The 24,284-nt window shown below is 63.4% G+C and carries 21 protein-coding genes and 1 tRNA gene; 8 read left to right on the forward strand and 14 right to left on the reverse strand.

The features are described 5' to 3' along the window. The first annotated feature begins 2 nt into the window (after window positions 1-2). Entirely contained in the window at window positions 3-797 is a 795-nt protein-coding gene (gene xth / locus ABID37_RS02830; RefSeq protein WP_354192530.1) for an exodeoxyribonuclease III, read from the forward strand. Window positions 798-865: 68 nt separating this feature from the next. Here xth and ABID37_RS02835 read toward each other — a convergent pair whose 3' ends face one another. The 3 genes from ABID37_RS02835 to ABID37_RS02845 all read right to left on the reverse strand — a co-directional run bounded on the left by ABID37_RS02835 (window position 866) and on the right by ABID37_RS02845 (window position 6,593). Continuing rightward, window positions 866-1,681, reverse strand: coding sequence for a tetratricopeptide repeat protein (locus ABID37_RS02835; protein WP_354192531.1), 816 nt, complete (start codon window positions 1,679-1,681; stop codon window positions 866-868). Window positions 1,682-2,146: 465 nt separating this feature from the next. Continuing rightward, a complete protein-coding gene (locus tag ABID37_RS02840) occupies window positions 2,147-3,286 on the reverse strand; it encodes an OmpP1/FadL family transporter (RefSeq protein ID WP_354192532.1) in 1,140 nt (379 codons plus the stop codon). 523 nt (window positions 3,287-3,809) lie between these two features. Further along, complete coding sequence (locus ABID37_RS02845) at window positions 3,810-6,593, reverse strand: valine--tRNA ligase (RefSeq protein ID WP_354192533.1); 2,784 nt, start codon at window positions 6,591-6,593, stop codon at window positions 3,810-3,812. A gap of 195 nt (window positions 6,594-6,788) precedes the next feature. Here ABID37_RS02845 and ABID37_RS02850 point away from each other — a divergent pair, with 195 nt between their 5' ends. After that, window positions 6,789-7,433, forward strand: a complete 645-nt coding sequence (locus ABID37_RS02850; RefSeq protein ID WP_354192534.1) for a VOC family protein — start codon at window positions 6,789-6,791, stop codon at window positions 7,431-7,433. Window positions 7,434-7,450: 17 nt separating this feature from the next. Here the strand turns inward: ABID37_RS02850 and ABID37_RS02855 are convergent, their stop codons facing one another. Next, window positions 7,451-8,953, reverse strand: a complete 1,503-nt coding sequence (locus ABID37_RS02855; protein WP_354192535.1) for an NAD(P)H-hydrate dehydratase — start codon at window positions 8,951-8,953, stop codon at window positions 7,451-7,453. A 315-nt stretch (window positions 8,954-9,268) separates the two neighbouring features. On the opposite strand from ABID37_RS02855, the gene ABID37_RS02860 reads away from it, so the two are divergent. The 3 genes from ABID37_RS02860 to ABID37_RS02870 all read left to right on the forward strand — a co-directional run bounded on the left by ABID37_RS02860 (window position 9,269) and on the right by ABID37_RS02870 (window position 11,461). Beyond that, window positions 9,269-9,607: a P-II family nitrogen regulator gene (locus ABID37_RS02860; RefSeq protein WP_354192536.1), complete on the forward strand. Its 339-nt coding sequence runs from the start codon at window positions 9,269-9,271 to the stop codon at window positions 9,605-9,607. Window positions 9,608-9,653: 46 nt separating this feature from the next. After that, window positions 9,654-11,063, forward strand: a complete 1,410-nt coding sequence (glnA, locus tag ABID37_RS02865; protein WP_354192537.1) for a type I glutamate--ammonia ligase — start codon at window positions 9,654-9,656, stop codon at window positions 11,061-11,063. 308 nt (window positions 11,064-11,371) lie between these two features. Beyond that, window positions 11,372-11,461: transfer RNA gene (locus ABID37_RS02870), tRNA-Ser, on the forward strand. Here the strand turns inward: ABID37_RS02870 and ABID37_RS02875 are convergent. Beyond that, window positions 11,429-11,959 carry a hypothetical protein gene (locus ABID37_RS02875; protein WP_354192538.1) on the reverse strand — a complete coding sequence of 177 codons (531 nt, stop codon included), beginning with the start codon at window positions 11,957-11,959 and terminating at the stop codon, window positions 11,429-11,431. The two genes, ABID37_RS02870 and ABID37_RS02875, sit on opposite strands and share 33 nt — an antisense overlap. Window positions 11,960-12,094: 135 nt before the next feature. Here ABID37_RS02875 and ABID37_RS02880 point away from each other — a divergent pair, with 135 nt between their 5' ends. Both ABID37_RS02880 and ABID37_RS02885 read left to right on the forward strand, forming a co-directional pair. Continuing rightward, on the forward strand, window positions 12,095-12,352 hold the full coding sequence (locus tag ABID37_RS02880) for a hypothetical protein (RefSeq protein WP_354192539.1): 258 nt from the start codon (window positions 12,095-12,097) through the stop codon (window positions 12,350-12,352). Window positions 12,353-12,532: 180 nt separating this feature from the next. Next, window positions 12,533-13,237, forward strand: coding sequence for an endonuclease III domain-containing protein (locus ABID37_RS02885; protein WP_354192541.1), 705 nt, complete (start codon window positions 12,533-12,535; stop codon window positions 13,235-13,237). A gap of 58 nt (window positions 13,238-13,295) precedes the next feature. Here the strand turns inward: ABID37_RS02885 and ABID37_RS02890 are convergent, their stop codons facing one another. From ABID37_RS02890 to ABID37_RS02915, 6 genes are all read right to left on the reverse strand, one after another. Further along, a complete protein-coding gene (locus ABID37_RS02890; RefSeq protein ID WP_354193037.1) occupies window positions 13,296-13,670 on the reverse strand; it encodes a DUF1801 domain-containing protein in 375 nt (124 codons plus the stop codon). A 123-nt stretch (window positions 13,671-13,793) separates the two neighbouring features. Continuing rightward, window positions 13,794-14,549: an ABC transporter ATP-binding protein gene (locus ABID37_RS02895; protein WP_354193038.1), complete on the reverse strand. Its 756-nt coding sequence runs from the start codon at window positions 14,547-14,549 to the stop codon at window positions 13,794-13,796. A 5-nt stretch (window positions 14,550-14,554) separates the two neighbouring features. After that, a complete protein-coding gene (locus tag ABID37_RS02900; protein WP_354192542.1) occupies window positions 14,555-15,328 on the reverse strand; it encodes an ABC transporter ATP-binding protein in 774 nt (257 codons plus the stop codon). A gap of 12 nt (window positions 15,329-15,340) precedes the next feature. After that, window positions 15,341-16,483 (reverse strand): branched-chain amino acid ABC transporter permease, encoded by a 1,143-nt coding sequence (locus ABID37_RS02905; RefSeq protein ID WP_354192543.1) that lies wholly within the window; start codon window positions 16,481-16,483, stop codon window positions 15,341-15,343. 6 nt (window positions 16,484-16,489) lie between these two features. Further along, window positions 16,490-17,518 carry a branched-chain amino acid ABC transporter permease gene (locus ABID37_RS02910; protein WP_354192544.1) on the reverse strand — a complete coding sequence of 343 codons (1,029 nt, stop codon included), beginning with the start codon at window positions 17,516-17,518 and terminating at the stop codon, window positions 16,490-16,492. Between the two features lie 112 nt (window positions 17,519-17,630). Beyond that, window positions 17,631-18,974 carry a substrate-binding protein gene (locus ABID37_RS02915; RefSeq protein ID WP_354192545.1) on the reverse strand — a complete coding sequence of 448 codons (1,344 nt, stop codon included), beginning with the start codon at window positions 18,972-18,974 and terminating at the stop codon, window positions 17,631-17,633. Between the two features lie 144 nt (window positions 18,975-19,118). On the opposite strand from ABID37_RS02915, the gene ABID37_RS02920 reads away from it, so the two are divergent. Continuing rightward, window positions 19,119-20,645 carry a helix-turn-helix domain-containing protein gene (locus ABID37_RS02920; protein WP_354192546.1) on the forward strand — a complete coding sequence of 509 codons (1,527 nt, stop codon included), beginning with the start codon at window positions 19,119-19,121 and terminating at the stop codon, window positions 20,643-20,645. A gap of 131 nt (window positions 20,646-20,776) precedes the next feature. Here the strand turns inward: ABID37_RS02920 and ABID37_RS02925 are convergent, their stop codons facing one another. Genes ABID37_RS02925 through ABID37_RS02935 form a run of 3 tightly spaced genes read right to left on the reverse strand, consistent with a single transcriptional unit; the run spans window position 20,777 to window position 24,202 of the window. Then, a complete protein-coding gene (locus ABID37_RS02925) occupies window positions 20,777-23,521 on the reverse strand; it encodes an ATP-binding protein (protein WP_354192547.1) in 2,745 nt (914 codons plus the stop codon). Further along, the gene (locus ABID37_RS02930; protein WP_354192548.1) at window positions 23,518-23,820 is read right to left on the reverse strand and encodes a hypothetical protein; all 303 of its coding nucleotides are present in this window, start codon (window positions 23,818-23,820) and stop codon (window positions 23,518-23,520) included. Before ABID37_RS02930 ends, ABID37_RS02925 begins: the two co-directional genes overlap by 4 nt. Further along, on the reverse strand, window positions 23,813-24,202 hold the full coding sequence (locus tag ABID37_RS02935) for a response regulator transcription factor (protein WP_354192549.1): 390 nt from the start codon (window positions 24,200-24,202) through the stop codon (window positions 23,813-23,815). Before ABID37_RS02935 ends, ABID37_RS02930 begins: the two co-directional genes overlap by 8 nt. Window positions 24,203-24,284 lie beyond the last annotated feature (82 nt).

Below are 24,284 nucleotides of genomic sequence, written 5' to 3' on the forward strand. Positions count from 1 at the left end.
TCATGAAGATCGCCACCTGGAACATCAACGGCGTGCGCGCCCGCATCGGCAATCTCACCCATTGGCTGCGGGAAAGCGCGCCGGCCATCGTGTGCCTTCAGGAGATCAAGACCGTCGACGACCAGTTCCCCAAGGCCGAGATCGAGGCGCTCGGCTATAACGTCGAAACCCATGGCCAGAAAGGCTTCAACGGCGTGGCGCTGCTTTCCAGGCTGCCGTTCGACGAGGTCAATCGCGGCCTGCCGGGCGACGATGCGGACGAGCAGGCCCGCTTCATCGAAGGCGTGTTCTCGACGCCGAAGGGGGCGCTGCGCGTCGTCTCGCTTTACCTGCCCAACGGCAACCCGATCGATGATCCGGCGAAGTTTCCCTACAAGCTTTCATGGATGGACCGTCTGGAAGCCTGGGCGCGCGAGCGACTGGCGCTTGAGGAGGCGCTGGTGCTGGCCGGCGACTACAACGTGATTCCAGAGCCCATCGACGCAAAGAACCCGCGGGCCTGGGTGAACGACGCCCTGTTCCAGCCGCAGACCCGGCAGGCTTTCCGGCGGCTGAAGAACCTCAGCTTCACCGAGGCGGTCCGCGCCGTCACCGACAAGGCGGACGTCTATACGTTCTGGGATTATCAGGGCGGCGCCTGGCAGAAGAACAACGGCATCCGCATCGACCATTTGCTGCTGTCGCCCGAAGCCGCCGACAGGCTGGGCTCGGCCTCGATCGAGAAGCACGTGCGGTCGTGGGAAAAGCCGTCCGATCACGTGCCGGTTGCGGTCGAACTGGAGCTTGAGGCGGCGTAACCCGCGTCAACGCGGCTTGCCGGCTGGATTTCAACCCGGCAGGACTGACGGCAGCATAGAGCAGAAAGCTACTGGTTGATGCCCTTGGCCAGCATGTCGTCGGCCAGCGCTATGGCGGTGCGGCGGTCAGCCTCGGCCGCCAGCGCGAAGGCTTCTTCCTGCATGCCGCGTATCCAGCCCTGGTCGGACGGCTGCGCACGTTCCAGCGCGGCGGTCATCATGGCAAGGCCACGCACCACCTTGCCGCTGTGGAACAAAAGGTTGCCGAGCGTCGCCTGCGCGCCGGCATGGCCCTTTTCCGCTGCGAGTTGCAGCCAACGGCCGGCCTGCTTGGCACTGGCCTTCATGCCGCCCTCGCCGGTCAGGAACATCTTGCCCATTTCATACTGGGCGTTCGGATTGCGGTAGTTGGCGGCGGCCCGCATGAAATATTCCTGCGCGGCCACCGGATCGGGCTGCACGGGCGTGCCGGGTATGCCCGTCTTCAGATAATCGCCCAGCGCCACCAGCGCATCGGACACGTAGCTCTCTTCCGGAGAGCCCGGTTCGACATCCTGCGCCGCGATCTCGCTGAAGAACTTGTAGGCCTCGTAGTCGTTGCGGGCGACGCCGTCGCCCTCGGCATACATGCGCGCCAGTTTCCAGGTGGCGCCGATCTGGCCGTTCTCGGCCGCATAGCGATAGGCTTCGACGGCCTGCTCCTTGTGTCCGCTCTGATAAGCGGAAAAGCCGAAGCGGAACACAGCGAAGGGGTTGGATTTCGGCTTCACGCCGGTCTTGTCGTCAAAGACATTGTCGTCGAAGGCAAGGGCGCGGTCCGTCGCCGACAAGGCCGCACAGGCCATCACCGCCCAGACGAGACAGGAGCGCAGCAGCCGCGCCATATTTCCCGAGGAGCCGGCCGCGCCTTGCGCCGAGAACGGGCGCGCACGAACAGTCCTCTCCCTTGTGGGGAGCACCATAGAACCTGAGCGGGAAATAGCCGGGACTTCCATACTCTTCCTTGCGCCTGCCACACCGCCGGCACACACTCTTCGATCGCACATGACGACAAGGCGCAGCCGATATTCCAGCGGACCCCGTTCTTATGTCTTGCCGCTTTTGCCGGGGCCCTAATGAAGTGCTCCGGGTTTATGGCGGGAAGTAGGCGGTTCTCGCTGCGGCAGGCCTAGCACAGGGGAAGTTGAACGACTGTTGCAGATTCACCACAAACTCGACACGTCCCTAATCCTTGGTGAAGGGCGGGGGTATGCCGGGGTTATGAAACAGATTCCGGAAAAGCGCCTAAGCGATTGAAGATAAAAGAAAAGCCCGGCGATTGCCGGGCTTCCTTTGAAGTTGCGGTGCAATTACCACTTCATGCTGTAGCCAGCGAGGCCGGAGAACGACCAGCCATTGCCAACTTCATAATTGAAATTAGAGCTACCGTCCCCGTATTGGCTCTCCTTGACAGAACTGACGTGAGAGATACCGCCGCCGAGCCGGAGTTCACCGCCAAACTTGTCCTTCATGATGAGGCCGGTGCCGACAGTTACAACATCCCCATACAAATCCCATCCAGTCGAGACACCGCGGTCCCACATCACGAAGGCCGTACCGGAAATATTATCGGTAAATGAATGGCCGATACCGGCGACAACGGTCCAGCCATCACGCCAGTAATACTGGTTGAGACTATTAAACCCGATATTGGTGTTGAGCGTCAGGGTCTTATTGACAGACCAGTCAGTCCATTTCACCGAGCCATAAGCTAGCCAACCCGGGGCGATGCCCGTCTGGAATTTGGCTTCTACGCTCTGCGGCAGCTTCCCTTCGCCTTCGGCACTACCCGGCCCTGCGAGTCCTCCCAAGGTAGAACCGCTGGCCTCGATCTTGGTTCCTGAGCGATAGAGAAGTTGCCCCCTCAGCGCAATATCCGGGATTTCGTATGCAAGCCCGGCACGCCATCCCCAAGCAGTTCCTGAAAGATCGACTGAACCCGTGTTGCCCCCATATGCTGGGTGCCGTACTGACAGATCATAGTCAAAATCCTCGACGAAAGCTCCACCCAATAACGACAACCGGCCCCTATTCAGATCGAAGCCGACCGCGCAGGTCGCAGCATATTCCATAACTGTGAAGCTTTCCTCGAGCTTTCCAAATGGAACTCCCGGCGCCGGACTGCGCGGCGTGTCATAAGACGAAGCCGCTCCAAATGCGTTCGCGATGGTGCCTGCACAGGACAGATTGTCCGAGATGCGGAACTTGGCAGCCAGCGACGGCATCACATAGGTGTCGGCATAGTCATGGTCGACATTCGACGGGCCGCTGACAATCTTGCGCTCCGGGCTCACTACGGTGATGCTGGTGCGCACGTTGAAGTTGCCCTGCTCGAACAGGATGTCCGTGTCCGCTGTGCCGCGCGAGAAGCCGCCGGCCTGCGCCGCTGCCACACCAAGAAGAGAAAGCGCGGTTGCTGCCGCAAGCGCCGCCAAACCCTTTTTATTCATGAATTCCTCTCCCCGAAAATTCGTGGTTGCTAGCTAGAACCAATTCGAAGTGGCGATGCAACATCGGTGTTCATGGCGTACAAGTACGGTTTTTCGGCAGGGTCACGAACAGACTTGGCGTCATCTTCGAGAATGGCCGAAACTGGCCAATTTTGGCCTCGACAATCTTAAATTCCGGATAAATCCACCCGTCCGAAAGGAAAAATGCCCTATTTTCGACCCGGATTCGCCCGATTGTTACATTCCGGCAACAATGGGTCCAAATCTTCCGTTTACGTCAATTCTTACGTTACGGGAGACAGCCGCGAAGCAGGGTGACGGTGCGTGAGGCAGCGTATCCCTGCATGCCCGAATCGCCCGGCGGAAAACAAGGCGGCCTGAGGATCGAATCCGTCCTCAGGCCGCATTTCATTTCCGGTGAAAGTCGCTGGAGCAGCGGGCGTTCTGACGAACGCTGCTCCAGCTTGGTTTCCTTGGCCGCATTTATGCAACGCCAGACGATTCCGTCTGGCTGCAAAATGCTCTAGCCGGCGGAACGCACCCGTTCGAGCGCCACGCCAAGCCGCTGCTGGGTTTCCTCGAACTCGGCCAGTTTCTCGCGCTCGGCCGTCACAACCTCTTCCGGCGCGTTGGCGACGAACTTTTCGTTCGACAGCTTCTTGGCCAGGCGCGCGATCTCCTGCGTCACCTTGGCGACCTCCTTCTGGAGGCGGGCGGCCTCGGCCTTGAGGTCGACCAGTTCGCCCAGCGGCAGGCAGACCGTAGCCTCGCCCAGCACCATCTGGGCGGAGCCCTTCGGGGCCGCATCGGCCAGCGAGATGTCGCCGACGCGGGCCAGCCGGCGGATGGCCGTCTCATGGCGGGCCAGCCGCTCACGCGTGGTCTCATTGGTGTCCACCACGACCAGCGGCGCGATCGCCGCCGGCGGCACGTTCATTTCCGAACGCACCGAGCGGATGCCGGACACGAGATCGACCAGCCAGTTGATATCGGCCGCGGCCTCCGCATCCTCGAATTCAGGGGCCGGCCAGGTCGCGTGGCACAGCAGCGTCGACCGCTCACGGCCCTCGCCAGCCGTCTGCGCCCACAGTTCCTCAGTCATGAATGGCATCATCGGGTGCAGGAGCTTGTAGATCTCATCCAGCACGAAGGCGAAGCAGGCGCGGCTTTCGGCCTTGGCAGCCTCGTCGTCGCCCATGAATACCGGCTTCAAAAGCTCGACATACCAGTCGCAGACGAGGTTCCACACGAAGCGATAGGCCGCCCCCGCCGCCTCGTTGAAGCGATAGGTGGCGATGCCCTCGGTGACGGCGCGCGCCGCACGCGTCAGCTCGGTCAGGATCCAGCGGTTGACGGCCAGCTTGGCGTCGCCCAGCCAGAAGTCGTCGTCGCGCGCCACGCCGTTCATCTGGGCGAAGCGCGTGGCGTTCCACAGCTTGGTGCCGAAATTGCGGTAGCCGGCGATGCGGGCCGGGTCGAGCTTCACGTCGCGGCCCTGCGCGGCCATGATGGCCAGCGTGAAGCGCAGCGCATCGGCGCCGTATTCGTCGATCAGTTCCAGCGGGTCGATGACGTTGCCCTTGGATTTCGACATCTTGGCACCGTGCTTGTCGCGCACCAGCGCATGCACATAGACGGTGTGGAAGGGCTCCTCGTCCATGAAGTGAAGGCCCATCATCATCATGCGGGCCACCCAGAAGAAGATGATGTCGAAGCCGGTCACCAGCACGTCGGTCTGGTAGTAGGTCTTCAGTTCGGGCGTCTGGTCCGGCCAGCCGAGCGTCGAGAACGGCCACAGGGCCGAGGAGAACCACGTATCGAGAACGTCCTCGTCACGGGTGAGAATCTCGCCCGGCTCGAAATTCTCCAGCCGTTCCTCGACCCAGGCCTTCCAGGGGCCTTCCTGGGCCAGATAATACTGGACGGCGGCGTCCAACGCCTCCTGCTCCGTCTTCTCCACGAAGACATGTCCATCCGGGCCATACCAGGCCGGAATCTGATGGCCCCACCAGAGCTGGCGCGAGATCGTCCAGGGCTGGATGTTCTCCATCCAGTCGAAATAGGTCTTTTCCCAGTTCTTCGGCACGAAATTGGTGCGCCCCTCGCGCACCGAGGCGATGGCCGGCTTCGCCAGTTCGGCGGCATTCACATACCACTGGTCGGTGAGGAAGGGCTCGATCGGCACGCCGCCGCGATCGCCGTGCGGCACCGTGTGCCGGTGCGGCTCGATCCTGGCGAGGAACCCGCCCTCCTCCATGATCTTCACGATCAGCTTGCGCGCCTCGAAACGGTCGAGGCCGTGGAGCTGGTCCCACACGCCCTCGCGCGCCGGCGTCACCTCGACGCCTTCGAGGAAATCCTCATTGTCCTTGATGTTGATGGCCGCCTCGACGGTCAGCACATTGATGGCAGGCAGCTTGTGGCGCTTGCCGACCTCGAAGTCGTTGAAGTCGTGCGCAGGCGTGATCTTGACCGCGCCCGTGCCCTTCTCCGGGTCCGAATATTCGTCGGCGACGACCGGAATGGAGCGCCCGACCATCGGCAGCACGACCTTGCGCCCGACCAGCTTCCTGAAGCGCTCGTCATCCGGGTGAACGGCGACGCCGGTATCGCCCAGCATGGTCTCGGGGCGCGTGGTGGCGACGGTAACGTAGGTATCCGGATTCTCGGGATCGTAGGTGACGCCCTCGACCGGATAGCGGAAGTGCCACAGATGGCCGTCCATCTCCTTCTGCTCGACCTCGAGGTCGGAAATGGCGGTCAGCAGCGCCGGATCCCAGTTCACAAGGCGCTTGTCCTTGTAGATCAGCCCTTCCTTGTAGAGCGTGACGAAGACCTCCAGCACCGCCTTCGAGAGGCCCTCGTCCATGGTGAAGCGCTCGCGCGACCAGTCGCAGGAGGCGCCGAGGCGCTTCAACTGGTTGAAGATGGCGCCGCCGGATTCGGCCTTCCATTCCCAAACCTTGTCGATGAATTCCTCGCGGCTGAGGTCGCGGCGGTGGATCTGCTTTTCCATAAGCCGGCGCTCGACCACCATCTGCGTGGCGATGCCGGCATGATCCATGCCCGGCTGCCACAGCACGTTCTTGCCCCGCATGCGCTCGAAACGCACCAGAATGTCCTGCAGCGTGTTGTTGAGCGCATGGCCCATATGCAGGGAGCCGGTGACATTGGGCGGCGGAATGACGATGGCGAAGGCTTCCGCGCCATCCTCCGCACCGGCGCCGGCCCGGAAAGCATCCGCCTCGTCCCAGGTTTTGGCTATTCTCGGCTCGACGGTCTTCGCGTCGTAGGTTTTTTCAAGCATGGAGTGAGGTCCGGACTGTCGGGATTCGTCATCACGGTAAATCGGATGGGCCGCGCCAAGTCAACCGCGACGCCGCTCCATCGCGCTTGACCACCTGCGCCGTGATCGTCTAGCGTCCAGCCGCTGCTGTAGGGCGCATCGGCTTCGGGCCGGAGGGGCATTGCCCGCCTACGACATCTTCAACCGATATGCGCCATGCCAAACCTCGAACACGCCCGAAAGCAGGCCAAGCTTCATCTGAAGTGGCACCGTGAAGGCCATTATCCAGTGGCGGCGGCAATCCGCGCGCTGTTGCCACGCTTCCACGGCCTGAGCGACCGGCAGATCCTCGACAGCGAATTCAAGCTTGCCGACGCGCAGGAACTGGTTGCCCGCAAGGCGGGGTCCGAAAACTGGGAAGCGCTCAAAAAAGGAACCCTGACCATGAGCACCCCGATCCCCCAAGAGAAGGAGCCGCTTCTCGCCCTGGCCGAACCGCAGCTATTTGTCGCCGACATTAGCCGTGCCTGCGATTTCTACACCGGCAAGCTCGGTTTCAGCATCCGCTTCACCTATGGGGAGCCGCCGTTCTATGCGCAGGTTTTCCGTGATGGCGCGCGCCTCAACCTGCGTTGTGTCGACAAGCCGGTGATGGACGGCGACCGGGTCAGGCAGGAACATCTGGTCGGGGCGACCATCGTGCTCGACCACGGCATCAAGCAACTGTTCCTGACCTATCAAGCCGCCGGCGTATCCTTCTTCCAGCCGCTCAAGACAGAAGCCTGGGGCGCACGCACCTTCATCGTCACCGATCCGGACGGAAACCTCATCTGCTTCGCGGCAGATGAAAACAGCGGCTGACGCGCGTTTCAGGCGACTCAAGGCTCGGCGATCAACGCCCGCAGAACCGGCACCAGCGCCAATGGCAGGTCCTCTGCGATCAGGCCCGGCCCGAAATGGCTGCCTGCCTCGGCATGCATCCACACCGCCGCGCAGGCCGCCTCGAAGGCCGGCATGCCCTGCGCCAGCAGTCCGGCGACAAGCCCCGCCAGCACATCGCCCGAGCCGGCGGTCGCCAGCCACGGCGCGCCGTTGGCGTTGATGGCTGCACGGCCGTCCGGCGCGGCGATCACCGTGTCCGGCCCCTTGGCAATGACGATGCCATGGCAGCGGGCCGCCGCCTTCCGCGCCCTCTCCGGCTTGGACAGGACCTCATCGGTCGCCAGATCGGGGAACAGGCGGGCGAACTCGCCGTCATGCGGGGTCAGCACCAGCGCCGGCCCATCCTTTGGAGCCGCCGCCGCAAACAACAGGTCCGGCTGCTGGCGAAAGGCCGTGAGGCCGTCGGCATCCAGCACCAGCCCTTCCACGCCGCCCTGCGCGCCCAGCACGGCCAGCGCGAAATCGCGTGCCTTTTCGCCCACCCCGAAGCCGGGGCCGAGCACCAGCGCCGACGGGCGGCGCTCGGCAAGGAAAGCCTCAAGCTCGGCCGTGTCGTCGATCTTGCGCAGCATGATCGAGGTGAGATGCGCGGCATTGACCATGAGCGCATTGGCCGGCGACAGCACGGTGACCGCCCCTGCCCCGCTGCGCGCCGCCGCAAGCGCCGACAGACGCGCGGCACCGGTAGAGGCTGGTCCGCCGGAAAAGACGCCGACATGGCCGCGCCGATATTTGTGGGTGTCGACATCCGGCACGGGCAACGCCGTCAGCCAGAGCGCCGGGCCGTTCTCGAACGTCCTGACCTGCAACCCGCCTATGACAGCATCGCCGATGCCGATATCGGCCACCACCACCTCACCGCAGTGGCCCCGCCCCGGCATCAGCAGGTGACCGGGCTTTTTGCGCGCGAAGGTGACGGTCAGTTCAGCATAAAAGGCAGGGCCTGTCGCCCGCCCGCTGTCGCCCGAGATGCCGGAAGGCAGATCGACGGCAACCACCGGCAGACCGAGCCCCGCGACGCGTTCGACCGCGCGCGCGGCCTCTCCGTCCAGCGGTTTGGACAGGCCTGCCCCGTAAAGCGCATCGACCACGATCGAACCGGGAGCAGCCGAAAAATCGGCCAGCGGCAGCGGCTCCAGCGGACATTCGGCGGCGGCAATGGCCGCGTCGCTTCCCGCCCGGGGTGGACCGGACGCCCAGAGCGACACCGCCGCGCCGCTTTCGGCCAGCAACCGCGCGACGACATAGCCGTCGCCGCCATTGTTGCCGGGCCCGCACAGCACGTGCACCGGCCCGGCCGCCGGGTAGCGCGCAAGCACCTCCCGCGCGATGGCCGCGCCGGCATTATGCATCAGCCCGATGCCGTCGAAGGGGCCGGCCTCGATCGCCCTTTTGTCGGCCTCCCCCATTTCGGCGGGCGAAAGGAGTTCTATGCGCATCGGGTGATTTTCTCCCAGATTTCGACGTTCAGCGCGAGCGCATACAGCATAAAGCATAAAGCATAAACGCAACCCGGGACGATGGGTGCGCAGGTGCAGAGCTGCGCGCAAAATAACCAGGCTGCCTAAATTTTATGCAAGGACTGGCTGGACATTGCCGCCGGCCTGCCTTCCACTGGCTGCCGCCTGACCTTGCCACCCCTGTCGCACTGGCGGAAATCACGATGAGTCCCGCTCCCTGTCGGAATTGGCACGGATCATGCTTGATGTTGCGCGAGCGGGGTTTCGCGCCCCTTTGCATTGGAGGTCCAGTTCATGAAGAAGATCGAAGCGATCATAAAGCCGTTCAAGCTCGACGAGGTGAAGGAGGCCCTTCAGGAAGCCGGCCTGCAAGGCATCACCGTCATCGAGGCCAAGGGCTTCGGTCGCCAGAAAGGCCACACCGAGCTTTACCGGGGCGCCGAATATGTCGTCGACTTCCTGCCCAAGGTGAAGATCGAGCTCGTGCTGGGCGACGACGCGGTGGAAACCGCGGTCGAGGCGATCCGCAAGGCCGCCCAGACCGGGCGCATCGGCGACGGCAAGATCTTCGTCTCCAATATCGAGGAAGTCGTCCGCATCCGCACCGGCGAGACCGGCACCGACGCCATCTGATTTCTCCCTCCAATCCTTCTCTCCCAAACGCAAGGAAAGCCTGAAAATGACCACAGCCGCCGACATCATGAGGCAGATCAAGGACAACGACGTGAAGTTCGTCGATCTGCGCTTCACCGATCCGAAGGGCAAGCTGCAGCACGTGACCATGGACATCGCCGAGGTCGAGGAAGACATGTTCGCCGACGGTGTCATGTTCGACGGCTCGTCCATCGCCGGCTGGAAGGCGATCAACGAGTCCGACATGGTGCTGATGCCCGATCCGGAGACGGTGCACATGGACCCGTTCTTCGCCCAGTCGACCATGGTCATCCTGTGCGACATCCTCGATCCGGTGTCCGGCGAATCCTACAATCGCGACCCGCGCGGCATCGCCAAGAAGGCCGAGGCCTACATGAAGGCCGAAGGCATCGGCGACACCATCTATGTCGGTCCGGAAGCCGAGTTCTTCGTTTTCGACGACGTCAAGTACAAGGCCGATCCCTACAACACCGGTTTCAAGCTCGACTCGACCGAACTGCCGTCCAACGACGACACCGACTACGAGACCGGCAATCTCGGCCACCGTCCGCGCGTCAAGGGCGGCTACTTCCCCGTGCCGCCGATCGATTCGTGCCAGGACATGCGCTCCGAGATGCTCACCGTGCTCACCGAAATGGGTGTGCGCGTCGAAAAGCACCACCATGAGGTGGCCGCGGCCCAGCACGAGCTCGGCATCAAGTTCGACACGCTGGTACGCAACGCCGACAAGATGCTGATCTACAAGTATGTCGTGCATCAGGTCGCCAATGCCTACGGCAAGACGGCCACCTTCATGCCGAAGCCGATCTTCGGCGACAACGGCTCGGGCATGCACGTCCACATGTCGATCTGGAAGGACGGCAAGCCGACCTTCGCCGGCAATGAATATGCCGGCCTGTCGGAGAGCTGCCTCTACTTCATCGGCGGCGTCATCAAGCACGCCAAGGCCATCAACGCCTTCACCAATCCGCTGACCAATTCCTACAAGCGGCTGGTGCCGGGCTACGAGGCACCGGTGCTGCTGGCCTATTCGGCCCGCAACCGCTCGGCTTCCTGCCGCATCCCGTTCGGCTCCTCGCCGAAGTCGAAGCGCCTGGAGGTCCGCTTCCCCGATCCGGGCGCGAACCCCTACCTCGCCTTCGCCGCGCTGCTGATGGCCGGTCTCGACGGCATCAAGAACAAGATCCATCCCGGCCAGCCGATGGACAAGGACCTGTACGACCTGCCGCCGAAGGAACTGAAGAAGATCCCGACCGTCTCGGGCTCGCTGCGCGAGGCGCTGCAGAACCTCGACAAGGACCGCGCCTTCCTGAAGGCCGGCGGCGTGTTCGACGACGACCAGATCGATTCCTTCATCGAACTGAAGATGGCCGAGGTGATGCGTTTCGAGATGACGCCGCATCCGATCGAGTACGATATGTACTACTCGGTGTGAGCGATCGGAACCGACTCCAGGCAAGGCCCCGCACGATGTGCGGGGCTTTTTTCCAGCCTTCGCGCCCGTTCCTGCCGCCACCGGCCATTCTTTTTTCGATTGCAGCCATCATCCGCAGATTGTTTGTCGGATATGTCTTGGCATTCGCGGCAGGATCGACTAGATGAGCCCCGCGCCTGCTGCTTTGCGGCGGCACGGCGTACAGGCAACCTTTGGTCAGGGATGCCGAAACGGCCTGGCCGTTGTTCGATGGGAAGTGTGCACTCCCGACCAGCACGGCGAAACCGGCCGATGCCTGCACACAAGACGGAGAGGTGGCCGAGTGGTTGAAGGCGCACGCCTGGAACGCGTGTATAGGGGCAACTCTATCGAGGGTTCGAATCCCTCTCTCTCCGCCATATACATTTGATTTCATTTACTTTTTCCGCCTTCGCCAAAGCTGCCGCACTGGCAAACCCAATGACCCCCTCAATTCCAACACAATCGGCATCTACAAAGGCGAACATCAGCCGGCTGCGGCTTGGAACGTCCTGCGAGATGCGTGGTGAGGTTCGGGCAAGCGGTTGCTGTATTTGATCCGATCGAACCGCGTTGACCATGAATGTACCGGCAGCGCGTTGACATCTCGGAAGTCGAAGGAAAGCGGGCTCAAGCCCGCTTTTTTGTTGGCTGCCCTGCGAAAGCGGAACTCCTTGGCCGATTTCGAGTTTTGCGGTGAAAGGAGAGCCAGTATGATTCGACTGCTTACACTCGCCGGCCTCGCGTGGCTGGCCTGCCGTGTCTTCCAGGAAAACACCCACCGTGAGCCAGCGGCTCTCATCCCCTCCCCGGGCCGCATGCGGCGCCAGGTCGCTGCGGCCAAGCTGCGGTCCGCCGCCGAGGGTCGGTAAAGTCAACCTTCCGGTCCATCATCAGATACATCAAGAACACAACCAGTGATTGCGTAAATCACTGGAACAATTCATTGAATCTCGCGTTGCCTAAAACCACCCCGCTGCAGGGCCTGCCGACGAGATGAAATGGAGCCGGAAATGGTTGACAGCACCGAAGAGATGAGCGGCGCCGAAATGGAGCAGATAAAGATCATATTCAATACGCTTTATCTGTGCATAGGCTATGCACTCAGGCATGTGGAGAACCGCGAGGGCGCCGAGGCTGCTTCCGATCTGAAAAACAACATGCTGGAGTCGCTCAAGAGCGGCGACATCAACATGGCTCTGCTGGAAGAAACAAAGACTTTCGATCTGGTCGTTTCCAAAATCGAAGAACTGACCTGGGCCGACACCTAGGTGACGATCCCGCGTCCGGGCCCTGCTTCTTTCAATGCGGCGCGCTCATCGCTCCGGGCCGGCCGGTCCAGCTCACGCCTGAAAAATCCCTCGCCCACGCTGGCCTTGGCCGTCGAATCTGTCGTCGGTTGGATGCCTTGCCAATGTTCTTGTTTTGTTCTATAATTTGTCGCTATGCAAATGGCATTCGACTTCGGTGCTGTCGGGGATATGACGTGGATACGGGACCGGCTGAGGGCCTGCTTCGGCTCTCCCGCCCCGATCCCGGCCAGAGCCCCTATCGACCAACTCGTCAGATCATCGATCAGCGGGCGGACGTATGACCATGTATCGTGGGGTGCCTATCGGCGGCTCGTCGAGACCTATCCCGCATGGTCCGGGCTCGCGGGGGCAACACGCGGCGACATCGAGACAACCATTGGCGATGTGACGTTTCCCGACGTCAAGGCCCGGCAGCTTCATGCCACGATCAACATCATAGCCGCGAGGCAGCCGGATTTCGACCTGACGTTCCTCGGCAAGCTGGACGTCGAAACTGCGCTTGCGTGGCTCGAACGTTTGCCGGGTGTCGGGCGCAAGGTCTCGGCATCCACGCTCAATTTCAGCACATTGCAAATGCCGGCGTTCGTCGTCGACTCCCACGTTTTAAGGGTAATGGGCCGGTTCGGGTTCGTTCGATCCACGCCGGAGACGGAAACCACCTACGAGGTGGCGATGGCGATCATGAGCGACTGGAGCGCCGGCGACCTGGTGGAACTCCACATATTGATGAAACATCTGGGCCAGACCCTCTGTCATAAGCATCGCCCGTGCTGTCGGGATTGCCCGATCAACGAGCGATGCCATACGTCTCCTTTGCGTTCGCAACGTCACGACCTCCATTGAGGCGCGGCCATCCTGCTGGTCCATGGCAGCCGGCGCGAAACCGCGAAGGAGCCGCCGACTATTTCTTCGCCCGTCGGGCCTGATTGAACTTCACCGCCGCGCGAACGAGGTCCTGAAGCGCGGTTTCGTCGATCTCATCGCCTTCGAAAAGATCGATGGCCCGCCATACCTTGCCGCCCAGGCCGGCATTGAAGAGGCCCTTTGGGTCAGGCAGGCTGGCCCCATGCGCGAAGGTCAGCTTCACCTTGTCCTTGTGGGCGTTGCCGACCAGAAGATTGCCGTCGCGGGACCATACCGGGCTGCCCTTCCACTTCCACTCCTCGACAATGCCGGGATCGGCACCCAGAATGGCCTTGCGCACCCTGGCCAGCGTCGTGCCGCGCCAATCCTGCAGGCCGGCGATCAATTGGTCGATCTGCTCGGATGCATTCATCACGTCCTGTCCATCATTCGGGCTTCGCTTTGAAGTTCGGCGCAACCTCGCGCCGGCCCGGATCATAGAGCCGATAGTCCGGCAGGTCAGGCGTGAATTTTCGGCTTCGATATTCCTCTCCCGTCAGATTGCCAGATATTCGTTGCGAAGCTCCTCGCTTTCGAGAAGCTCCCTGGCCGCGCCGGCAAAGACCAGCTCGCCGGTATCGAGGATGACGGCGCGGTCGGCCAGCCGCAGCGCCGCGACCGCGTTCTGCTCGACGATGATGGTGGTGATGCCGCGCTCCTTGATGCCGTAGACGATGCGCTCGATCTCCTGAACGATGACCGGCGCCAGTCCCTCATAGGGCTCGTCCAGCAGGAGAAGCTTCACCTCCCGCGCCAGCGCGCGGGCCACGGCCAGCATCTGCTGCTCGCCGCCGGACAGGGTGACGGCCTCCTGCCTGCGCCGCTCCGCCAGCCGCGGGAAATGCTCGTAAAGCTCCTCCACCGACATGCCGTGCCCCGGCGCCACCTGTGCCAGTATGAGGTTTTCCTCCACGGTCATGCCGGGGATGATGCGCCGGTCCTCCGGCACGAGCTGGATACCGGCGCGCGAGGCCTGCCAGGACTTCATGGCGTGGAGCGGCTGGCCCTCCAGCCAGATTTCGCCCGAACGCAATTGCGGATCGTCCATGCGGGCGATGGTGCGCAAGGTGGAGGTCTTGCCGGCGCCGTTGCGGCCGAGGAGTGCCAGGATCTCGCCCTTCTTCACGTCGAGCGTGACGCCCTGTACGATATAGCTTTCGCCATAATAGGCATGGATGTCCCGCACGGCGAAGAAAGCCTTGGACGGATCGGCCTCGGTGGCGGCCGAAATCGCTTCCCGTTTCATGGTCATGACGTTCATTGCACGCTCCCGCCGAGATAGGCTTCCTGCACGCGCGGGTCTTCCTTGATCTCCTGCGGAAGGCCCGACGCGATGATGCGCCCCTGCGCCAGAACCGAAATGCGGTCGGCCAGCGAAAAGACGACATGCATGTCGTGCTCGATGATGACCTTGGTCATGCCGCTGGACTTGATCTTGCGCAGCAGTTCGATCGTGCTGTTGGTGTCGTGCCGGCTCATGCCGGCCGTCGGCTCGTCGAGCAACAGGAGGCGCGGGCGCTGGATGAGGCACATTGCCAGTTCCAGCCGCCGCTTGTCGCCGCGCGACAGGGCGCCGGCATGGTCCTCGCGGCGGCCGTGCAGGCCGATGTCGTTGAGGATGTCCTCGGCCTCCTCCCGGATCCCGCGCTCGGACTCGACGCTGCGCAGCATGTTGATGCGGAAGGCCCCGTCACGCCGGGCAAAGGCCGGCGCCATGACGTTGTGCAGCACCGGCAGGTCGGGGAAGATTTCCGGCGTCTGGAACACCCGCGAGATGCCGAGCTGGTTGATCTCGTAGGGTGCCTTGCCGGTCAGCACGGTGCCGTCGAACACGACCGCGCCGCTCGACGGCGGAATGCGGCCGATGATGACGTTGAGCAGCGTCGACTTGCCGGCCCCGTTGGGTCCGATGATGGCATGCGTCTTGCCCTCCTCGACCTGAAGGTCGATGTCGGACAGGGCGCGCAGGCCGCCGAAGTTCTTGTGAACGTCGGCCGCGTGCAGGATGATGTTGGAGGGTGTGTGGTTCATCGCGCCTTCCTCCTATTCCGCCGGCTGGGTCGAGCCGACGCCGTCGCGTGCGTCTTTTCGTCGTTTCAGGCGCGCCACGAAGCGATTGAAGCCTTCGACCAGGCCGCCCGGCAGGAAGACCACGATCAGCACGAACATCAGGCCGAGCGTCAGGTGCCAGCCCTCGCCTACGAATTTCGACAGCACCGTCACCACGAAGCCCTGCACGCCGTCGGGCAGGAAGGAGAAGAAGTTGTTGAGCATGTTGGTGTTGATGGCCGAGAAGATGTTCTCGAAATATTTGATCAGCCAGGCACCGATGACCGGTCCGAACAGGGTTCCGACGCCGCCCAATATGGTCATCAGCACGACATTGCCGGACTCCGTCCACTTCATGCGCTCGGCCCCCGCCAGCGGGTCGGTGATCGACAGAAGGGCGCCGGCCAGCCCGGCGAACATGCCCGAGATGACGAAGGCCGCCAGCGTATAGGGCCGGGTGTTGAAACCGGTATAGTTCATGCGCGTCTGGTTCGACTTGATGCCGCGCAGCGCCATGCCGAAGGGCGAGGCGAAGATCTTCTGCGACACGTAGAAGGCGAGGATCAGCACCACGGCGCACAGATAGAAGCCCATGTAGCCGCTGACCGAACTGCCGAGCAGCGTGGGCTGCGGCAGGCCGGCGATATTGGCCTGCGCCCCGAAAATGGCGTCGATGTAGCGCGGATCGTTGCGCGCCAGCAGCAGGCCGGTCTCGCCATTGGTGATGGGCGTCAGCACCGAATAGGCCAGGCTGTAGCTCATCTGGGCGAAAGCGAGGGTGAGGATGGAGAAATAGATGCCGGTGCGGCGCAGGCTGAAATAGCCGATCAGCAGCGCGAACAGGCCGCTGACGATGACTGCGAAGACCATGGCCGGCATGATGTCCATGGTCAGCAGCTTGAACGACCACACCGTGGTGTAGGAGCCGACGCCGAGGAAGGCGGCATGGCCGAAGGACAGGTAGCCGGTGAGGCCGAACAGGATGTTGAAGCCGATGGCGAAGATCGCATAGATCGCGAACTTCTGCATGAGGCCGGGATAGGCGGCGCCGAAGGGCGCCAGCCAGATCGGCATGGCCAGCACCACGGCAGCGAAGACTGCCAGTGCTGCGAGGTCCTTGCGAGAAAGCGAGAACATGGCGGATCAGCTCTCCATGATTCCGCGCCGTCCCATCAGGCCGCGCGGGCGCACGAGCAGGATGACGACTGCGACGAGGTAGATGATGACCTGGTCGATGCCGGGAATGAGGGATTTCACCTCGGTCATCGATGCGAAGGATTGCAGGATGCCGAGCAGGAAGCCGGCGGCCACCGCCCCGGGCAGCGAGCCCATGCCGCCGACCACGACGACGACGAAGCTCAGCACCAGGAAATCCATGCCAAGATGGTAGTTGGGCGCCAGAAGCGGCGTGTACATGACGCCGGCCACGCCCGCCACCACGGCCGCCAGGCCGAAGACGATGGTGAAGCGGCGGTCGATGTCGATGCCCATCAGCCCGACGGTCTCGCGGTCGGACATGCCGGCGCGCACCACCATGCCGAAGGTGGTGAATTGCAGGAAGGCGAAGACGCCGCCGATGACCAGCGCCGAGAACAGCAGATAGATCATACGCCACCACGGATAGGTCAGCACATGCGGCGCCATGCCGAACCAGGCGCCGATGTCGGCCGCGCCGCGCAGGTCGCTCGGGATCGGCTGCGGGACGGGATTGGCGCCGAAGAAGCTCTTGACGATCTCCTGCAGGACGATGGCCAGGCCGAAGGTGACGAGGATCTGCTCGGCGTGGGTGCGCTTGTAGAAATGCTTGATGATGCCGCGTTCCATGGCGATGCCGATGAACAGCATCACCGGGATGGCGAGCAGGATCGAGATCGGCACCGAATAGTCGACCAGAACGGCACCGAAATCGCCGAACCAGTTCTGCACCAGCGGCGTGCGCACCTCCACCGGCGCGCCCCACGGCGACAGCTTTTCCGGATCGATGGTCACCGTTTCCAGGGTGATGAGATAGCGGAAGGTGACGGCGCAGAAGCAGCCGAGCATGAACAGCGCGCCATGGGCGAAATTCACGACGCCAAGCGTGCCGAAAACCAGTGTGAGGCCAAGGGCGATCAGCGCATAGGCGCCGCCCTTGTCCAGCCCGTTGAGCAACTGGGCCAAGAACACGTTCATCTAAGTAATCCTTCGGTGCGAGACGGTGCGCATTGCGAACGCCCGGGAGGAGGACGGCGCGGTCCCACGCCCCGCCGGCATGATGCAGGCGGGGCATGGGCCGGTATCGCCGTCAGCACTCGTTGGGTTCGTAAGGGCCCAGTTCCCCGCCGAAGACCGAGGCCTCGTAGGTGACGTCCTCGCGCGTCGTCTTGCCGATCACGTTGAGCACGTCGAACCGGCTCGACGGGTTCTCGTTGCCGCGCACGACCAGAACTTCCTTGAAGCACTGGTGGTCGGTGTCACGATAAAGCGTCGGCCCGTTGCCCATGCCGTCGAACTCGAAGCCTTCGAGCGCCTTGATGACTTCCGGCGGGTAGAAGGTGCCGGCCCGCTCCACCGCGTCGGCATAGAGAATGGCCTGCACATAGCCGGTGTGGGCCGACTGCGACGGCGGCGCGCCATAGGCCTCGCCATAGGATTTGGTGAAGGCCTTGGTGCCCTCGTCATCCAACGACCATTGCCAGTTGGATGTGCCGATGATGCCCTTCACCGCCTCGCCCGCGCCAACCGCCATCAGTTCGGAGAACATCGGCACGACGATCTCGAAATTCTTGCCGTTGGCCTGCCGGTCGCGCAGGCCGAACTGCACCGCCTGCGGCAGCGAGTTGACCATGTCATGGCCGTAGTGGTTGAGGATGAGCACGTCGGCGCCCGAATTCAGCACCGGGGTGAGGTATTGCGAATAGTCGCCGAGGCCGAGCGGGGTGCGGACCGTGGCCACCGTCTCCCAGCCGAGCGCCTCGGTGGCGTTCTTGATCGATTCCTCCTGCGTCCAGCCCCAGGTGTAGTCGGCGGTCAAATGATAGGCGCGCCGGTCGGTGCCGTATTCCTTGGCCAGGAACGGCGCGATGGCGACGCCGGACTGGTAGGCATTGAAGAAATGCCGGAAGCCGTAGCGGCGCTTGTCCTTGCCGGTGGTGTCGTTGGAGTGCGTCAGGCCGGACATGTAGATGACGCCCATTTCCTGGCACAGGCTCTGCTGGGCGATCGCCTCGCCGGAGGTGACCGAGCCGGTGACCATGATGGCCCTGTCGCGCTCGATCATGCGGCGGGCGCCGTCGCGGGCGGCGTCGGTGTTGGTCTGGGTATCGCCGGTCACATATTCGACCTTGCGGCCGAGCACGCCATTGCCCTTCAGCGCAAGCGGCTTGAGCGTCTTGAGCATGCCGCCGTCGCCCTCGCCGTTGATATGCTTGACGGCCAGCTCGTAGGCCTTGAGCTGCTCCAGCCCCTCCTCGGCGTAGGAGCCGGTCTGCGGCACGTTGAAGCCGAACACGATCTTGCCGCTGGTCGGGTCGTTGCAGAAATTCTGGGCCCATGCGCCCTTGGTGAAAATATGCGGCGTGCCGAGCGCCACGATGCCGGCGCCAGCGCCCTTCAGCAGGCTGCGCCTGTTGGTCCGAAAATTAGCCATTTCATCTCCTCCACGCGTCCGAATGTTCGGCTTCGCGCGAAGAGACTGTCACAGTTTGTTATATTCTCAATAAGTATTTGACATTAAATATGTTTTTTGTCAAAAATTGGAAATCAGTAAATTCACTTTAGTAAAGAATTTACAATGGCGAATAGCAGGATCCCAATCGGGGTGCGCATAAGGCGCAGGCGCCTGGAGGCCGGCCTGTCACAGGTGGCGCTGGCGCGCACGCTGGGGATTTCGGCCAGCTATCTCAATCTGATCGAGAACAACAAGCGCAGCATCGGTGGCAAGCTGCTGCTGCGCATCGGCGAGCGGCTGGGCATCGACCTAGAGCATCTGTCGGGCGAAAGCGAGGCGCGCAACATCGCGGCCATCGGCGAATTGATCGCCGATCCGCTGATGAGCGGCATCGAGATCGAACCACAGTCGATCCGCGATCTTGTCGCCCGCTTTCCGGAAGCGGCGGCCGCGCTGGCCCGCCTGCACCGGGCCTATGCCGATGCGAACATGGAGATCGAGGTGCTCCAGCACCGGCTGAAATCCGACCCGCTGCTATCCCAGCTCCTGCATGAGATCCTCAACCGCATCGCCGGCATCAAGTCCGGCGCCGAGATCCTGGCCGACATTCCCGATCTCACCGATGACGAGCGCAGGCGCTTCATCGCCACCATCAACACGGAAGCGCACGATCTGGTGCCGGCGACGCAGAGCCTCGTCGCCTATTTCGACCAGACCTCGGCGCGCCAGCGGCCGGTCTCGCCGATCCGGGAGGTCGACGAAGCGCTCATCGTCCACAACAACCATTTCCCGCAACTGGAGACGGTTGCCGAGGCGCTGCGCCGCGAGCTTGCCGAAACGGACGCGATCGAGGAAGACGGGCTTGCCGCGGCCCTGGAAAGCCGCTTCGGCATCGCCTGCCGCATCGGCGGCGAGGCGCTCCCGGCCACCGCGGATGAGCCCGGGCTTGTCTTTTCGGACAGCATGCCCCGCCCCGCGCGCATCTTCCGCATGCTTCGCACCTACGCCTCGAAAGCGGCCGCCGACAGCCTGGCGGATACCATGGCAAGGCTTGAGCTGTCGACTGAGGAGGCCAGGGGGCTCGCCCTGCGCGCCCTCTCCTCCTATGTCGCCGGGGCCGTGATGATGCCCTATGACGATTTCCTCGGCATGGCCGAGGAGCGCCGCTACGACGTCGAACTGCTGAGCTCGCTGGCCGGGGTCAGCTTCGAGCAGGCCGCGCACCGGCTGGTGACGCTGCGCCGCAAGGGGCGCGAGGGCCTGCCCTTCGGCTTCCTGCGCGCCGACCGCTCCGGCCGGCTGACCAAGCGCTTTCCCCTGCCCGGCCTGACCATTCCCGGCTTCGGCCATGGCTGCCTGCTGTGGCCGATCTACGACGCGTTCTCGACGGGCGGCGTGGTGCGGCAGGTGTCGCTCTTTCCCGGCGGCGGGCGCTTCCTGCTGGTGGCAAGGACCGTCTCCAAGCACGCCGCGCGCTTCGGGCAAAAGCCGCTGGTGTTTTCGATCATGCTGGCCTGCGACATCGTTCATGCCGACCGCACCGTCTATGGCGACGGGCTCGATCTCGGCGGCAGGCCGGTCGAAGTCGGCCCCTCCTGCGTGCCCTGCCCGCGCCTTCAATGCAGCCACAGGCAGGAAATTCCGGTCTAGGCATTTCCATTTTTGCCGGGACTTGTCCCCCCCCCCCCCTCTCCCCGCAAGCGGGGAGAGGGGGGGGACGCCAGCGTTGCTAACCGTCCCAGCAAGGGGGATGAGAGGCGATCTCGTCTGGACCAGAATTGCTAAACCTGCTCGGCGACCGGGGCGCGCTGGGTTCCCTGCCACAGCGGCAGCACGATGCGGAAGCAGGCGCCCGGCAGCGTGCCGTGGGTCAGTTCCAGCCGCCCGTTCAGCTTGCCGACGATCTTGTTGCTGATGTTGAGGCCAAGGCCCAGCCCTTGTGAATCGGGCGCTCCGTCCGGCTCCGCGCGCACGAACTTCTCGAAGATTTTCTTGTGGTAATCCGGCGGAATGCCGGAGCCGTTGTCGGAAATGTCGACGACATAGCCATCATCGGTCAGCCGCGACGATATGTGGACCACCGGCTCCTTCGCGTCGTTGTGCGAAATGGCGTTGGCGATGATGTTGATGAACACCTGGCTGAGCCTGCCGGTGTCGGCCAGCACGATGCAGCTTCCGGCCCGCGCCCCGCTTTCGATCGACACGAAGCGCTTGCGGGCCAACGCCTCGCAAACCGCGATGGCCTGATCGAGAACACCCTCGGCATCGACCGGCACGTTCTCCCAGTCGCGCTCCCCCTGCTCCAGCGCACTAAGATCGAGGATCTCGTCGAGCAGCTTGGTCAGCCGCACGCTCTCATTGTGGATGGTGGTGATGAAGCGCGCCCGCTGCTCGGGCGTCAGTTCCTCCGGCACCATCAGGATTTCGGCGAAGGACCGGATCGAGGTCATGGGCGTTCGCACTTCATGGCTGACCTGCGACAGGAATTCGTCCTTCTGCTGATGCAGCTCCTTCAGCAGCGCGTTGGCCTCCTTCAACTGCTGCGCCGTCGAGTGCAGCTCCTGCGACTTCACCTCCAGCGCATGCGAATATTCGATCGCCTGCTGGGTCTCGTCGGCGATCTGCATCATCTCTTCCAGCGAGATCGCATCGCCGGCGATGGCCTTGGTGAGCAGGATATGGGCCGAGGCCGAGCCGATCGAACCGGCGAGTTCCCGCTCCAGCCGGGCGATGAAATCGGCCGAGACGCCCTGCTGCGGAGCGGTCTGCCGGTGAGGCACGCCGGCCGACGCGAACAGCGCCCGCGCCCGGCTCCACCCCAGAACCCGCTCGGCCACGAAGAACAGCTCGCTTGTGGTGGCCGAGCCCCGCAGGATGCGCGGCTGGAAGGAGGCGGAGCGCCGGAATACATCCACGAAAAGCGAGGCCTGGATGCGCTCCAGCGCGTTCTGGCTGGTCAGCGCCGAAACGCACAGCAACATCGAGATATTGGCCAGCATGCTCCAGAACACGGAGTGGACAAGCGGATCCATGCCTTCCATGCCGAACAGGGCCTCCGGCCGCAACGCCCGGATGCCCCACGGGCCGTTGGCCATCACATCGGCAATGACGGGGCTGAACGTGTCGAAGGACGGCAGGAACAGCGTCCAGGCCCAGACGACGAAGCCGGCCGATATGGCCGCCAGGGCGCCCCTCATCGTGGCCGTGCGCCAGTAGAGCGCCGCCAGCATTGCGGGCAGGAACTGGGCGACGCCGGCGAACGAGATCAGGCCGATGGGCGCCAGCGCATCCGAGCCCTGCGTCAGCCAGAAATAGAGGAAGCCGAGCAACAGCATGCCGGCAATCGAGATGCGGCGGCTGCGCAGCAGCAGCCGGGCGATGTCGCGCTCGCCGGCTTCCTCCCCCGGCGATGCGGCTCGCAGCGCCAGCGGCACGACGATATGGTTCGACACCATGATCGAGAGCGCGATCGAGGCGACGATGATCATCGAGGTGGCGCTGGAAAAGCCGCCGATGAAGGCGAACAGCGCCAGCGCGTCATGCCCGGTCCTCATCGGCAGGGTGAGCACGAACATGTCCGGGTTCGAGCCCGGCGGCATGGTCGAGAGCCCGTAGAGCGCGATCGGCAGGATGAACACGCTCATGGCCAGCATGTAGCAGGGGAAGGCCCAGCTTGCGGTGCGCAGATGGTCCTCGTTGGAGTTCTCCACCACCGTGATCTGGAACTGGCGCGGCAGGCAGATCACCGCGCAGGCGGAAAGGAACAGCACCGCCACCCAGCGGCTGCCGAAGGGCTCTGCCTCGTGGATGCGCACACCGGCCTCGACCGCGCGCGCATAGATGTCGGAAATGCCGTCGCTGACGCCGAAGACGACGAACACGCCGACCGCCACCAGCGCCAGAAGCTTCACCACAGCCTCGAAGGCGATGGCGGCCACAACGCCCGGATGCTGCTCGCGCGCATCGACGTTGCGGGTGCCGAACAGGATGGTGAACACGGCCATGCCGATGGCGACGCCGAGCGCCAGCGTCACCTCGTCCAGCGTCGCCAGATGGTCGGTCCCGGCACCCTTGGCGACCGACACGGTCTGGATGGAGGTGGTGATGGCCTTGAGCTGCAGCGCGATATAGGGGGCGATGGAGACCACCGCGATCAGCGTGACCAGCACCGCCAGCCGGCTCGACTTGCCGAAGCGCGAGGACAGGAAGTCGGCGATGGAGGTGATGTGCTGGCTGTGGGCGATGCGGATGAGCTTGCGCAGCAGGAACCACCAGCCGACGAAGACCAGCGTCGGCCCCATGTAGATCGCCGCGAATTCCAGGCCGCTGCGGGCGGCGGTGCCGACGGCCCCGTAGAAGGTCCAGCTCGTGCAATAGACGGAGATCGACAGCGTGTAGATGGCCGGCGACCTGAGGAAGCCGGCATTGCCGCTCTTGGCACGCGCATCGGACAGATAGGCGAGCAGGAACAGCAGCCCGACATAGCCGACCGCGGTTAGGATGACGAAATCCGGCGAAAGCATCATGTGTCACCGGGCGGATCGGCTGGCAACGGCGAGACATTCTCCGCCAATGCCTTCGGTGCCGCCTCGCGGAACTGGCGGCGGCGCGAAAGCAGGATCGCGCCGACGATGACCAGAAGCCAGACACCGAACAGGTAGAGCACTTCGACCGGCACGCCGAAGGGCATCCGCCTGCCTTCGAACAGGTTGAGCAGCGGCGGCATCAACAGGACGACGCCGAAGAACGGCACCAGAAGCGCGACGTCCTCGCGCTCCGACCGCTCCTCCTTCGAAGGCGTGGGCGAGCCGGACGAGCTAGGCATGGGCGGCGGAACAGGGCTGGCTGTCGAGGATACGGCGAACCGCATCCACCACCTCGCCATTCGCATAAGGTTTGGTGATGAAACCGTCCGCCTTCAGGTCCATCGCCGCCTGCCGGTCATATTGCTGGCCGCGCGCCGTGAGGATGACGACGGAGGTGGACGCGAACGCCTCGTTGGAGCGCAGCGCCTTCAGAACGTCGAGGCCACCACGCTTGGGCAGCATGATGTCGAGCAGGACCATGCGCGGCCGGAACCGCAGGGCCGCCTCCAGTGCCGCCTCGCCGTCGCGCGCTACACCGACGGACCAGCCGCACCGGGTGAGAATGAACTCGAGCGACTCCGATATGGCCTGTTCATCTTCGACAATGAGAATATCCCTCATCACAGCAGCCCCTCCCAAAGGCTGTGATCGGTACGGCCGCGCCTTCATCAGGACGGCCGCTGCCGGACTTGCAAATGTCCGG

The organism is Aquamicrobium terrae (genome assembly GCF_040545735.1).
GTDB classification, from domain to species: Bacteria; Pseudomonadota; Alphaproteobacteria; order Rhizobiales; family Rhizobiaceae; genus Mesorhizobium; species Mesorhizobium terrae_A.

Coding starts and splice junctions, on each gene's coding strand:
- xth (WP_354192530.1), top strand. CDS start 3: ATGAAGATCGCCACCTGGAACATCAACGGCGTGCGCGCCCGCATCGGC.
- ABID37_RS02835 (WP_354192531.1), bottom strand. CDS start 1,681: ATGGCGCGGCTGCTGCGCTCCTGTCTCGTCTGGGCGGTGATGGCCTGT.
- ABID37_RS02840 (WP_354192532.1), bottom strand. CDS start 3,286: ATGAATAAAAAGGGTTTGGCGGCGCTTGCGGCAGCAACCGCGCTTTCT.
- ABID37_RS02845 (WP_354192533.1), bottom strand. CDS start 6,593: ATGCTTGAAAAAACCTACGACGCGAAGACCGTCGAGCCGAGAATAGCC.
- ABID37_RS02850 (WP_354192534.1), top strand. CDS start 6,789: ATGCCAAACCTCGAACACGCCCGAAAGCAGGCCAAGCTTCATCTGAAG.
- ABID37_RS02855 (WP_354192535.1), bottom strand. CDS start 8,953: ATGCGCATAGAACTCCTTTCGCCCGCCGAAATGGGGGAGGCCGACAAA.
- ABID37_RS02860 (WP_354192536.1), top strand. CDS start 9,269: ATGAAGAAGATCGAAGCGATCATAAAGCCGTTCAAGCTCGACGAGGTG.
- glnA (WP_354192537.1), top strand. CDS start 9,654: ATGACCACAGCCGCCGACATCATGAGGCAGATCAAGGACAACGACGTG.
- ABID37_RS02880 (WP_354192539.1), top strand. CDS start 12,095: ATGGTTGACAGCACCGAAGAGATGAGCGGCGCCGAAATGGAGCAGATA.
- ABID37_RS02885 (WP_354192541.1), top strand. CDS start 12,533: ATGGCATTCGACTTCGGTGCTGTCGGGGATATGACGTGGATACGGGAC.
- ABID37_RS02890 (WP_354193037.1), bottom strand. CDS start 13,670: ATGAATGCATCCGAGCAGATCGACCAATTGATCGCCGGCCTGCAGGAT.
- ABID37_RS02895 (WP_354193038.1), bottom strand. CDS start 14,549: ATGACCATGAAACGGGAAGCGATTTCGGCCGCCACCGAGGCCGATCCG.
- ABID37_RS02900 (WP_354192542.1), bottom strand. CDS start 15,328: ATGAACCACACACCCTCCAACATCATCCTGCACGCGGCCGACGTTCAC.
- ABID37_RS02905 (WP_354192543.1), bottom strand. CDS start 16,483: ATGTTCTCGCTTTCTCGCAAGGACCTCGCAGCACTGGCAGTCTTCGCT.
- ABID37_RS02910 (WP_354192544.1), bottom strand. CDS start 17,518: ATGAACGTGTTCTTGGCCCAGTTGCTCAACGGGCTGGACAAGGGCGGC.
- ABID37_RS02915 (WP_354192545.1), bottom strand. CDS start 18,974: ATGGCTAATTTTCGGACCAACAGGCGCAGCCTGCTGAAGGGCGCTGGC.
- ABID37_RS02920 (WP_354192546.1), top strand. CDS start 19,119: ATGGCGAATAGCAGGATCCCAATCGGGGTGCGCATAAGGCGCAGGCGC.
- ABID37_RS02925 (WP_354192547.1), bottom strand. CDS start 23,521: ATGATGCTTTCGCCGGATTTCGTCATCCTAACCGCGGTCGGCTATGTC.
- ABID37_RS02930 (WP_354192548.1), bottom strand. CDS start 23,820: ATGCCTAGCTCGTCCGGCTCGCCCACGCCTTCGAAGGAGGAGCGGTCG.
- ABID37_RS02935 (WP_354192549.1), bottom strand. CDS start 24,202: ATGAGGGATATTCTCATTGTCGAAGATGAACAGGCCATATCGGAGTCG.